Raw genomic sequence first — 11,934 nt, forward strand, 5'->3', positions numbered from 1 at the left:
CTCCTCAGGCGAGGGCGGGTTCGGGCTGGGACGGCTCGTGCGGCACTGCCGGCGGGCGGCCGAGCGGCGGGTCGCCCGCGCCGCGGGCCGCGTGCCGGGCGAGCAGGACCCAGTTGGTGACGGCGAGGGTGCCCAGCAGCAGGCTGAAGCCGATCAGCGAGGCGAGCATCACCGGTGCGCCGACCGGGGAGACCGCCTGCTCGGTGGGGAGCAGCCCGTACGCCACCCAGGGTTGACGGCCGACCTCCCGGGAGATCCAGCCGAGGATCACCGCGACGAACGGCAGCGGCAGGGCGAGCAGGACCAGCCAGAGCGGGAAGCGCAGTCGGATGATCCAGTCCCGGTAGAGCAGGGGGAGCAGGAACCAGACGCAGCCGAGGGTGAAGCCGATCAGGATCATGAAGCCCAGCCCGACGCTGGCCAGCACCGGTGGGGTGTAGTCGCCGGGGCCGAACCGGGCCGTCCACTCGGCGATCAGCGCCTGCGCCTCCGGGCCCTGGCCGAACTTGGTCGGTTGCACCGCGCCGACCGGGCCGAACTGGGCGAAGCCGAAGCCCTGCACCAGGGTGATCGCCACCGCTGCGGTGACCAGGCCGATCCGCAGCGAGGTGCGGAAGAGCGCGAAGTCGGGGGTGCGCCGGATCAGGTGCCAGGCGCTGATGGCCGCCATCAGCATCCCGCCGACCAGCAACGCCGCCGAGACCACGTGCCCGAAGGCCATGCCGAGGCTGGGGTTGGTGAGCAGCGCGCCGAAGTCGGTGAGGTGGGCGATCCCGTCGCGCACCTCGTAGCCGACCGGATGCTGCAACCAGGAGTTGGCCACCATGATCCAGAACGCCGAGGCGTACGCGGTGAGCGCCACGCCCCAGAGCAGCGCGAGGTGCACGCCCTTGCTTAGCCGATGCCAGCCGAAGATCCACATGCCGAGGAACGTGGACTCCAGAAAGAACGCCACCAGTGTCTCGATGGCCAGCGGTGCGCCGAAGACGTTGCCGACGTAGCGCGACAGGCCACTCCAGTTCAGCCCGAACTGGAACTCCATGACGATGCCGGTGGCGATGCCGAGCACGTAGTTGATCACGTAGAGCTGACCCCAGAACCGGGTGAGCCGCTCCCAGGTCGGGTTGCCGGTGACCACCCAGGCGGTCTGCATCCCGACCAGCAGGGTGACCAGCCCGAGCGTGACGACCACGAACAGGAAGTGGATCGAGGTGGTGGTGGCGAACTGCAGGCGAGCGAGGAGCAGCGTGTCCATGGCCGGCTCTCCGTAAGCGTTGGCTCCCTTGTCATAGCCACCCTACACGTAGCTTGGCTACACATTAACTACTACGCCCTGTCGTAAGAAAGTCTACGACGGGGCGTAGTAGTTCTGGGGTTCGGGAAGATCGCGCTCGAACCTGGATGTAGTGGCCTCAGGGCCGCGAGAGGCCACTAGATCCTGGATCGAGCGCGATCTTGAATGGGCGCACGCACGGGCACGGCGGCGCGGCGCGAAGTCGCGCGGTGTGCGGTGCAGTGGGTGCGGGTGCGGGTGCGGGTGCGGGTGCGGGTGCGGGTCAGTTCAGGAAGAGGCTGATCGGGAGGGCGACCAGCGTGCTGGCGACCGCGAGGGCCGCGGCGCCGAGGACCCGGGGCGGTTGGTCGCTGACCAGCAGGCGCTGCACGCGTACGTCCAGGTCCCGATCGCCCATGCCCAGCGCCCCGGCCGGGGTGATCCGGTGGCCGGCCGCAGCGAACCGGCGCAGCGCGCCCGCCAGCGGTGCCTCGGCGTGCAGTTCGCGTGCCTTGTCGTCGGCGCGCATCTCGACCAGCAGGGCGACCCGCTCGTGTGCGTCACGGACCCAGCGGAACCACGGCAACGCGCGGCAGAGCGCGGTGAACGGCAGCAGCACCAGGTCGTGCCGCTCATGGGCGTGCGCCCGCTCGTGGCTGAGCACCGCGGCCAGCTCGGCCCGGTCCAGCAGGGTCAGTGTGCCGGCGCTGACCACGACCTGCGGCTTCACCCCCGGCAGGCAGTACGCCGCGGCGCTCGGATGGTCCAGCACCAGCGCGCCGGGCGCGGCCGGGTCGTCCCGGGCGACCAGCGTGAGCAGGTCCCGGTGGCGGCGCTGGGCGCGTACGGTGCCGTGGATGCTGCGCACGGTCGTGGTGACCAGCACCGCCCCGATGCCGAAGCCCACGCCCACACCGGCCAGGTGGAAGGCGGTCTCCCCGACCGGCAGGGTGCCGTGAGCGAGGTCGGTCGTCAGGGCGAGCAGTGCGCTGCCGGTCGGCAGGTCGTACGCGCTCACTCCGAGCGCCATCGGCAGGCCCATCGCGGAGAGGCCCAGCGCCAACCCGACGGCCTGCCAGCAGATGATCGCCACCCGAGGGCTACGCCACGTCCAGGTCGACCGGGCCAGTACCTGCGCGGTCAGATAGCAGGCCAGCATGGTGGCGGCGAAGTGCGCGGCGTACGCCATGGCGCCCTACCGCTCCGCTGCCTCGTCGGCTGCCCGCCGGCCCGCCGGTCCGTCCACCCGGTCGGTCAGCTCGGCCCCTTCGGTGGGCGCGGGCCGGGTCAGCCCGGCCTCGCTCCCCAGGGCCGCGCGCAGCACCTCGGCCTCGGTGCCGGTGACCGAGCGGGCGAAGCGCACCAGCGCGGCGTCCCGGCTGCCGCCCAGGTCGAGGGCGTCGAGCATGAGCTGGGCGATGTGCGCCTCGCGGCTGGCCGCCGGCCGGTACCGCCAGGCCCGGCCCTCCCGCTCCCGCTGCACCATGCCCTTGCCGGCGAGCCGGTCCAGCACGGTCATCACCGTGGTGTACGCCAGCTCGCGGCCGTCGAGCGCGTCGGCCACCTCGCGCACGGTCACTCCGTCCGACGTGCCGGGAACCACGTCCCACAGCACGTCCATCACCGCACGCTCAAGATCGCCCAACCGAGTCACCCCGCAATCCTACCCCCGGTAGTAGATCCCCCACCCCAAGAGGTCACCCGCCCCGCCACCGACGATCACCAGGTTGGCTGGGTCAGGCGAGATCGATCCTCTCGCCAACCCCATGATCACCGGCGTGGTCGGTCCACCCGAAACACCGCTGGCCGGTGACCCCCACAGGAGGCACCGGCCAGCAAGATCGAATACCCGGGCGGACCCGGCCCAGGTCAGGGTTTCGGGGGGAGCCCACCGGCGGAGGGATCAAGCCTGACCGCCCGGAGCGGGCGGGCTCCCCCCGAAACCCCACGGCCGGGACCGACCGATCACACCCCCTTGGGGTGCCAGACGGTCTTCGTCTCCAGCAGGTTCGTCATTCGGGCCAGGCCGGGGTCGGCGGACCAGTCGTGGTCGGCCGGGGCCGGCCGGAGCACCCGCTTGAGGTTCTCCGCCGCCCTGACCTCCAGGTCGGCCGCCAGCTCGGCGTCGGTCACCCCGGTCAGGTCGATCGCGTTGACGTCCATGTGGGCGGCCAGCGTCGGCGCGGTCTCCGTGATCCTGCCGGTGAGGATGTTGACCACCCCGCCGGGCAGGTCGGAGGTGGCCAGCACCTCGGCCAGCGTCACCGCCGCCAGCGGCTCGGTCGGGGACGCCGCCACCACCACCGTGTTACCGGTGACGATCGCCGGTGCGATCACGCTGACCAGGCCGAGCAGCGCCGGGCGCTCCGGGGCGACGACGGCGACCACGCCGGTCGGCTCGGGCGAAGACAGGTTGAAGTACGGCCCGGCGACCGGGTTGGCGCCGCCGTACACCTGGGGGAGCTTGTCGGACCAGCCGGCGTACCAGACCCAGCGGTCCACCGCGGCATCCACCTCGTCGCCCGGCACGCCGAGGGCCACGAACTGCTCGCGGCGACCCTCCAGCATCTCGGCGGCCCGGTAGAGGATCTGACCCCGGTTGTACGCGGTCGCCCCGGCCCAGCCCTTCACGGCGGCGCGGGCGGCGACCACCGCGTCCCGGGCGTCCTTGCGGGAGGCCAGTGACACATTCGAGGACTGCACGAGATACGACCGTCCCGACTCGCTGCGCGGGAACTTCCCGCCGATGAAGAGCTTGTACGTCTTGCGTACCGCGACCCGCTCAGACATTGAGGTAGCCCTCCAGCCCGTGCCGGCCGCCCTCGCGACCGTAGCCCGACTCCTTGTACCCGCCGAACGGCGAGGTGGGGTCGAACTTGTTGAACGTGTTGGCCCAGACGACGCCGGCGCGCAGCCGGTCGGCCATCCAGAGGATCCGGGAACCCTTGTCGGTCCAGATCCCCGCCGACAGCCCGTACGGCGTGTTGTTGGCCTTCTCCACGGCCTCGGCCGGGGTGCGGAAGGTGAGTACCGACAGCACCGGGCCGAAGATCTCCTCGCGGGCGATCCGGTGCGCCTGGGTGACCCCGGTGAAGATGGTCGGCGCAAACCAGAAGCCCCGGTCGGGCAGCTCGCACGGCGGCGACCACCGCTCGGCGCCCTCGGCCGCGCCGGCGTCGGACAGCTCGCGGATCCGCTCCAGCTGGGCGGCGGAGTTGATCGCACCGACGTCGGTGTTCTTGTCCAGCGGGTCGCCCACCCGCAGCTGGGCCATCCGCCGCTTCAGCGACTCCAGTACCCGGTCGGCGACGTTCTCCTGGACCAGCAGCCGGGAGCCGGCGCAGCAGACGTGCCCCTGGTTGAAGAAGATGCCGTTGACGATCCCCTCGACGGCCTGGTCGATCGGTGCGTCGTCGAAGACGATGTTGGCGGCCTTGCCGCCCAGCTCCAGGGTGAGCTTCTTGCGGGTGCCGGCGACGGACCGGGCGATGGCCCGGCCGACGTCGGTGGAGCCGGTGAAGGCGACCTTGTCCACGCCGGGGTGCTCGACCAGCGTCCGGCCGGTGTCACCGGCGCCGGTGATGATGTTGACGACGCCGGCCGGCAGCTCGGCCTGCTGGCAGATCTCGGCGAAGAGCAGCGCGGTCAGCGGGGTGGTCTCCGCCGGCTTCAGCACCACCGTGTTGCCCGCGGCGAGGGCAGGGGCGATCTTCCAGGCCAGCATGAGCAGCGGGAAGTTCCACGGGATGACCTGCGCGGCGACACCGACCGGCCGCGGGTTCGACCCGAAGCCGGCGTGCTCCAGCTTGTCGGCCCAGCCGGCGTAGTAGAAGAAGTGCGCGGCGACCAGCGGCAGGTCGACGTCGCGGGACTCCCTGATCGGCTTGCCGTTGTCCAGCGACTCCAGCACGGCCAGCTCGCGGGAGCGCTCCTGGATGATCCGGGCGATCCGGAACAGGTACTTGGCCCGGTCCCGGCCCGGCATCGGACCCCAGACCTTCTCGTACGCCTTGCGGGCGGCCCGTACCGCGCGCTCCACGTCCTGCGCGCCGGCCTCGGATACCTCGGCCAGCACCTCCTCGGACGCGGGGTTGATCGACTTGAAGCTGCCGCCGTCGGTCGGGTCGACGAACTCACCGTCGATGAACAGCCCGTACGAGGGCTTGAGGTCCACCACCGAGCGGGACTCGGGGGCGGGTGCGTATTCGAACATCGGCTATCAGTCCAGGGTGAAGTAGTCGGGACCGGAGTAGGTGCCGGTCGTCAGCTTGGTGCGCTGCATCAGCAGGTCGTTGAGCAGGCTGGACGCGCCGAAGCGGAACCAGTCCGGCTCGAGCCAGTCCGGGCCGACGGTCTCGTTGACCATCACCAGGTACTTGATCGCGTCCTTGGTGTTCTTGATGCCGCCGGCCGGCTTCACGCCGACCTGCCGCCCGGTGGCGGCCCGGAAGTCGCGGACCGCCTCCACCATCACCAGGGTCACCGGCAGCGTCGCGGCGACCGGGACCTTCCCGGTGGAGGTCTTGATGAAGTCGCCGCCGGCCAGCATGGCCAGCCAGGAGGCCCGACGCACGTTGTCGTAGGTGGCCAGCTCGCCGGTCTCCAGGATCACCTTGAGGTGGGCGTCCCCGCAGGCTTCCTTGGTGGCCACGATCTCGTCGTAGACCTCCTTGTACCGCCCGGCCAGGAACGCGCCCCGGTTGATGACCATGTCGATCTCGTCGGCACCGGCCTTGACGGCGGCCCGGGTGTCGGCGAGCTTGATCTCCAGCGGCGCCTGGCCCGATGGGAAGGCGGTCGCCACGCTGGCCAGGTGCACTCCGCTGCCGCGCAGCACCTCGGCGACGTACGGGACCATCGCCGGGTAGACGCAGACGGCGCCGACGTGTGGGCAGGACGGGTCGGCCGGGTCCGGGCGCAGCGCCTTCGCGGCCAGCGCGCGCACCTTGCCGGGGGTGTCCGCCCCCTCCAGGGTGGTCAGGTCGACCATCCGGATGGCCAGGTCGATCGCCTGGGCCTTCGCGGTGGTCTTGATGGAGCGGGTGCCGAGCTGTGCCGCCCGCTGCTCCGCGCCGACCTGGTCCACGCCGGGCAGGCCGTGCAGGAAGGTCCGCAGAGCGGTCTCGGATCGTCCCAGCTCGGAGAGCTCCGACCGGGCCGACGTCGTTGTCGCCGTCATGCCGAGAAGTCTACGCACGGGAACACTGAGTGATCTTGCTCACGCCCGCCCGGTGACGCGCCGGCGTGAGCGGCGTCGCTGGTCCGGCCGCAGCCGCACCGCCACGCCGGACGGACCGGTAGGTTGAGCGATCGTGGACGTACACGTCATTGACCACCCGCTGGCCCAGTCTCGGCTGACCGCCATGCGGGACTCGCGCACCGATTCCTCGACGTTCCGGGCCGCGCTGCACGAACTGACCACCATGCTGGTGTACGAGGCGGCGCGCTCCTTCCCCGTCGAGCGGTACCCGGTGCAGACGCCGGTCACCGCCACCGTGGGCACCAGGCTGGCCAACCCGCCGCTGCTGGTGCCGGTGCTGCGGGCCGGCCTGGGCATGGCGGACGCCGCGCTCGGCCTGCTGCCCGAGTCCTCGATGGGCTTCGTCGGCCTGGCCCGCGACGAGGAGACCTACGAGCCGCGCGCGTACATGGAGTCGCTGCCCCGGGAGCTGTCCGGGCTGCCGGTGCTGGTGCTCGACCCGATGCTGGCCACCGGTGGCTCGCTGGAGCACTGCTGCCGGCTGCTGGCCGATCGGGGCTGCACCGACATCACCGTGCTCTGCGTGCTGGCCGCGCCGGTCGGCATCGAGCGGCTGGAACGCTCCGGCCTGCCGTTGCGGCTGGTCACCGCCTCGATCGACGAGGGGCTCAACGACCGGAAGTTCATCGTCCCCGGGCTCGGTGACGCTGGCGACCGCCAGTTCGGCGGCATGCCCCGCTTCTGACGCGTTACCCCGGTCGGTGCCGGGTCCGGCGGGTTCGCGCGCGGTGGTGCGCGGACCCGCTACCGTCTCCGGCCATGACTGGTGTTGCGCTCGCCGAGGAGTTGCTGCTCCTCGCCTACGACGACACGACCGGCAAGGCGACCATGCCGCGGATCAGCCTGGACCTGGGCATGGCCGCCGCGGTCCTGGTCGAGCTGGCCCTGGCCGGCCGGATCGCGTACGCCGACGGGTCCCTGACCGTGGTCGACCCGACGCCCACCGGCGAGCCGGTCACCGACGAGGTGCTCGGCCGGATCGCCGCCGACACCCCGCACACCCCGGCCTCGTGGGTGCAGCGCCTGCGGCACGGCCTGCGCGACCGGATCCTCGGTGACCTGTGCCGGCAGGGCGTGGTCCGGGACATCGACGAGACCGAGCTGGGCTTCATCCACGTGCACCGCTACCCGGTGGTGGACACGTCCGTCGAGGCGGAAACCCGGCTGCGGCTGGCCGAGGCGCTGACCGGCGTGGCCGCACCGGACGAGCGGACCGCCGCGCTGGCCACCCTGGTCGTGGTGCTCCGGATGGAATCGGCGCTCGGGGTGACCGGCGAGGCCGCCGCGGACGCCCGCCGCCGGCTGGCGGAGATCGCCACCGGCGCCGGTTTCTCCGGCGAGGTGAGCACCGACGATTCGGTGGTCCGCCCCTCGGTCGGCCTGGTCGTCGCCGCCCTGGCGAAGGCCGTCGACCAGGCCCTCGGCAAGCGCGCCTGACCCCGACACGAAAGGACCCCTTGCCCACGCACCAGGCGTCGGCAAGGGGCCCTTCCTCGCACTAGAGGCCGAGGGCGGCGGCGATCTCGGTGCGGAGCTGCGCGATCGCGGCCTGCGCGCCGGTCCGGGCCGCCGCGACGTCGCCGTCCGTGACCGGCTCGACGACCTCGAGGTACGCCTTGAGCTTCGGCTCGGTGCCGGACGGCCGGATCACCACCCGGGCTGCCCCGGTGCGCAGGATCACCACGTCCGCCTCCGGCAGCAGGTCCTGGGTGCTGTCGACCGGGTGGCCCAGCAGCGTGGTCGGGGTGGCCGCGCGGATCCGGGCCATCGCTCGGGCGATCTCCCGCAGGTCGTCCACCCGGACGGAGAGCTGGTCGGTGTGGTGCACACCGAACTCGGCGGCCAGCTCGTTCAGCCGGTCGGTCAGCGTACGACCCTGCGCCTTGAGGCCGGCGGCCAGTTCGGCCACGGTCAGCGCGGCGGTGATGCCGTCCTTGTCGCGTACGTGCTCCGGGGCGACGCAGTAGCCGAGCGCCTCCTCGTAGCCGTAGACCAGCGGCGCGCTCCCGCCGCCGGCCCGGACGATCCACTTGAAGCCGGTCAGCGTCTCGTCGTAGGGCAGCCCCCGGGCCGCGCACATCGCCCGGAGCAGTGACGACGAGACGATGGTGGTGGCGTAGAGCCCGGTCACCCCGCGGCGCATCAGGTGGTCGGCGAGCAGTACGCCCACCTCGTCGCCGCGCAGCATCCGCCAGCTCTGCCCGCCGTCGGTCGTGCCGTCGCGGACCACCACCGCGCAGCGGTCCGCGTCGGGGTCGTTGGCGATGGCGAGGTCGGCGCCGGTGGAGTCGGCCAACGCGATCAGCCGGTCCACCGCTCCCGGCTCCTCCGGGTTGGGGAATGACACGGTGGGAAACTCCGGGTCCGGCTCGGCCTGATCGGGCACCACACCGGGCACCGGGAAGCCGGCGCGGGCGAAGGCGGCGGTGAGCACCGCGGCGCCCACCCCGTGCAGCGGGGTGTACGCCACCGTCAGGTCCCGTGACCCGTCCGGCGCGATCACCGCGGTGGCCCGCTCGACGTACGAGGCGACCACGTCGTCGCCGAGCACCTGACCGGGTTGGCCCAGCGGCACCCGGGTCAGCGGGCCGACCGCGCGGATGGCGGCTTCGATACCGGCGTCGGCGGGCGGCACGATCTGCGCTCCCGCGCCCAGTTCCCCGCCCAGCTCGGCGCCGAGGTAGACCTTGTAGCCGTTGTCCTGCGGTGGGTTGTGGCTGGCCGTGACCATCACGCCAGCGACCGCGCCGAGCTGGCGCACCACGTACGCCAGCACCGGGGTGGGTAGCGGGCGGGGCAGCAGCAGAGCCGGCCGGCCGGCACCGGTGGCCACCTGGGCGGTCCGCTCGGCGAACTCGCGGGAGCCGTGCCGGGCGTCGTACCCGATCACCAGTGGGCCGGTGCCGCCCTGGGCGGCGAGCCAGCCGACCAGGCCAGCGGCGGCCTGGGTGACCACGGCGATGTTCATTCCGTTGGGACCGGCGCGCAGCGGGCCGCGGAGGCCCGCGGTGCCGAAGGTCAGCGGCCCGGCGAACCGGTCGGCCAACTCCGGGGCGCTCGCCGGCAGCCGGTCGAGCACTGCCGTCAGCTCATCCCGGCTGGCCGGGTCCGGGTCGTCGGCGAGCCAGCGCCGGGCTTGCTCGCGAATGTCGTCGATTTCAGTGGTGTCCGCCGCCATGCCCCTTGATAGCACGGCGGCGGATCACCGCTGTCGGTTCCCTCCGGCTCAGCCGTCGCCGGTGAGCTGGAACGTCCGGACCATCTCGTCGAAGATCGGCTTGCTCTCGCCGTACCGGGCGTCGCTGGAGGACAGGTAGAACGAGTAGGCCTTGCCGTCGTTGACCACCGCGTGCCACACCCCGTGGCGCATGTCGCCACCCTCGCCGCAGGTGTACTCGAATTCGACGCCAGGGCTGCCCGCCGACTCCCGCTCGCTGATGGCGACCTGCTCGTACGGCTTCTTGCAGGACGTGCTCTTGGTGCGGAGGAAGTTCTGTGCGCTCTCCGCCCAGCGCGTGGGCGTCCCGGTCCACTTCTCGGTGAGGATCCGGATCTTGCGACCGTCGTCCTCCGGGTCGATGTAGTCGGTGTAGCTGCCGCCGGTGGACTTCTTCCAGCCCTTCGGCACCAGCACCTGCACGCCCCGGGCGGAGTGCTCCTGCATCTCCACCCCCGGATCAGCCGGGGCGGACGCGGTGGGCTGGGCCTGGGGGGTGACCGGCGGGGGTTCGTCGCCGCCGCTGGACAGCGCCACGATGCCGAGCAGCAGCACCACGACCAGCCCACCGGCCGCGGCCAACTGCACCTTGCGCGGCCAGCCCTTCACGGTGCTGACCAGCTGACCACCGGTGGCACGGACCTTGCCGAGGGCGCCGCCGCCCGACGGGGCAGGCGGCGTGGCCCAGGGCTGCCCGGTGCCGGGCACCGACCACTGGTTTCCACCGCCGTAGGTGCCGCCGATGCGCTGGGTGGCCTCCGGCGCGCCGCCGTAGGCGACCTGCTGGGTGGCGTCGGACCGGCTGCCGTAACTGACCCGCTGGGTGGCGTCCGGGTGCCCGCCGGCGTCCACCCGCTGGGTGGCGTCCGCGTTGCCGCCGTAGGTGCGCCCGGTAGCGGGTCGGCCGGGAACCGGCATGGCGCCGGTGGGCGTGTGCAGCGGGCCGGCCAGCGCGTCGGCGCTGGTTTCGTCGAGCCCGGTGGCGCCGGCCGCGCCGGCCGGCTGCGGGCGTTCGCCCCGGCGCAGCGCGGCCAGCCGGTCGGTCAACGACTCGCCCGGGGCCAGCATCGCCCGGCCGCCGATCTGGTTGTCCGGCTTCGGCTCCGGCTGGGCAGGCAGGGCGAGGGGCGCCGGTCGCTGCTGCACCGGCACCACGGCGTACGGGTCGGTGACCGAGTGCACGGCGGTGGCGGTGCTGCCCAGCGGGCCGGCGAGCAGCTCGCGCAGCATGGACCGGGAGGTGTGCACGTCCAGCCGGCGGGCCGGGTCCTTCTCCAACAGGCCCATCAGCACCCGGGTCAGCGGACCGCTGCGCTGCGGCGGGGCGGGCGGGTCCTCGACGACGGCGTGCATGGTCTCGATCGGGTCGCCCTTGTCGAACGGGGGCCGCCCCTCGACCGCCGTGTAGAGCGTCACACCCAGCGAGAAGAGGTCGCTCGGCGGCCCGAACTCCTGGCCCATGGCCCGCTCAGGCGAGATGAAGTGCGGCGAGCCGAGCACCATGCCGGGGGTGGTGAGCTGCACGTCGGTGGGCATCCGGGCGACCCCGAAGTCGGTCAGCACGCAGCGCCCGTCGGTGCAGATCAGCACGTTGGCCGGTTTGACGTCGCGGTGCAGCACGCCGATCGCGTGTGCGACCTCCAACGCGCCGAGCAGCGCGATGCCGATCTTGGCAACCGCGCGCTGCGCGACCGGCCCGTCCTCGATCACCATGTCGGCGAGGCTGCGGGCGTCCAACAGCTCCATGACGATCCACGGCCGGCCGGCCTCGGTGACCACGTCGTACACCTGGACCACCGCGGGGTGCTGGATGGCAGCCGCGGCGCGGGCCTCGCGCAGGGTGCGTTCGTACATGGCGTCGCGGTCGCTGGGGGCCAGCCCCGGGGGCAGGACGACCTCCTTCACCGCCACGTCCCGGCGCAGCAGGGTGTCTGTGGCGCGCCACACCGTACCCATGCCGCCGTTGCCCACCGAGGACCGCAGCGAGTACCGGCCACCGATGGTGGTGCCGGGCGCCGCTCGTCCGTTGGCGGAACTAACCGGTCCGCCGCTCCACGTCGGGATCTGAGTCACAGAAAAGCCACCGGGGGAAATCGAGGGGGGCTGGGACACAACCCCCCTATCTTGCTGGTTCCGACGCCCGATGCGAAAGCCGACGCGACGGACGTTTATCCAACTCGACAG

General features: G+C 72.3%; 10 protein-coding genes. 2 read left to right on the forward strand and 8 right to left on the reverse strand.

Annotated elements, in window-relative coordinates:
- Nucleotides 1–4: 4 nt before the first annotated feature.
- The 6 genes from OG470_RS11300 to deoC form a co-directional block, all read right to left on the reverse strand.
- Complete coding sequence (locus tag OG470_RS11300) at nt 5–1,255, reverse strand: cytochrome ubiquinol oxidase subunit I (RefSeq protein WP_328423417.1); 1,251 nt, start codon at nt 1,253–1,255, stop codon at nt 5–7.
- Nucleotides 1,256–1,556: 301 nt separating this feature from the next.
- Nucleotides 1,557–2,462: a M56 family metallopeptidase gene (locus tag OG470_RS11305; RefSeq protein ID WP_328423419.1), complete on the reverse strand. Its 906-nt coding sequence runs from the start codon at nt 2,460–2,462 to the stop codon at nt 1,557–1,559.
- A gap of 6 nt (nt 2,463–2,468) precedes the next feature.
- Nucleotides 2,469–2,927 (reverse strand): BlaI/MecI/CopY family transcriptional regulator, encoded by a 459-nt coding sequence (locus OG470_RS11310; protein WP_328423421.1) that lies wholly within the window; start codon nt 2,925–2,927, stop codon nt 2,469–2,471.
- A 311-nt stretch (nt 2,928–3,238) separates the two neighbouring features.
- The gene (locus OG470_RS11315; RefSeq protein WP_328423423.1) at nt 3,239–4,063 is read right to left on the reverse strand and encodes an aldehyde dehydrogenase family protein; all 825 of its coding nucleotides are present in this window, start codon (nt 4,061–4,063) and stop codon (nt 3,239–3,241) included.
- Nucleotides 4,056–5,486, reverse strand: coding sequence for an aldehyde dehydrogenase family protein (locus OG470_RS11320; RefSeq protein WP_328423425.1), 1,431 nt, complete (start codon nt 5,484–5,486; stop codon nt 4,056–4,058). The genes OG470_RS11315 and OG470_RS11320 overlap by 8 nt, the downstream gene beginning before the upstream one ends.
- Before the next feature lie 6 nt (nt 5,487–5,492).
- A complete protein-coding gene (gene deoC / locus OG470_RS11325; protein ID WP_328423427.1) occupies nt 5,493–6,452 on the reverse strand; it encodes a deoxyribose-phosphate aldolase in 960 nt (319 codons plus the stop codon).
- Between the two features lie 133 nt (nt 6,453–6,585).
- Here deoC and upp point away from each other — a divergent pair, with 133 nt between their 5' ends.
- Nucleotides 6,586–7,218 carry a uracil phosphoribosyltransferase gene (gene upp, locus OG470_RS11330; protein WP_328423429.1) on the forward strand — a complete coding sequence of 211 codons (633 nt, stop codon included), beginning with the start codon at nt 6,586–6,588 and terminating at the stop codon, nt 7,216–7,218.
- Nucleotides 7,219–7,292: 74 nt separating this feature from the next.
- Nucleotides 7,293–7,970 carry a GOLPH3/VPS74 family protein gene (locus OG470_RS11335; RefSeq protein ID WP_328423431.1) on the forward strand — a complete coding sequence of 226 codons (678 nt, stop codon included), beginning with the start codon at nt 7,293–7,295 and terminating at the stop codon, nt 7,968–7,970.
- A 61-nt stretch (nt 7,971–8,031) separates the two neighbouring features.
- Here OG470_RS11335 and OG470_RS11340 read toward each other — a convergent pair whose 3' ends face one another.
- Both OG470_RS11340 and OG470_RS11345 read right to left on the reverse strand, forming a co-directional pair.
- Nucleotides 8,032–9,711 (reverse strand): phospho-sugar mutase, encoded by a 1,680-nt coding sequence (locus tag OG470_RS11340; RefSeq protein WP_328423433.1) that lies wholly within the window; start codon nt 9,709–9,711, stop codon nt 8,032–8,034.
- A 48-nt stretch (nt 9,712–9,759) separates the two neighbouring features.
- A complete protein-coding gene (locus tag OG470_RS11345; RefSeq protein ID WP_328423435.1) occupies nt 9,760–11,823 on the reverse strand; it encodes a serine/threonine-protein kinase in 2,064 nt (687 codons plus the stop codon).
- Between the last annotated feature and the right edge of the window lie 111 nt (nt 11,824–11,934).

Origin of the sequence: Micromonospora sp. NBC_00389 (assembly GCF_036059255.1) — a bacterium.
Taxonomy (GTDB): domain Bacteria; phylum Actinomycetota; class Actinomycetes; order Mycobacteriales; family Micromonosporaceae; genus Micromonospora.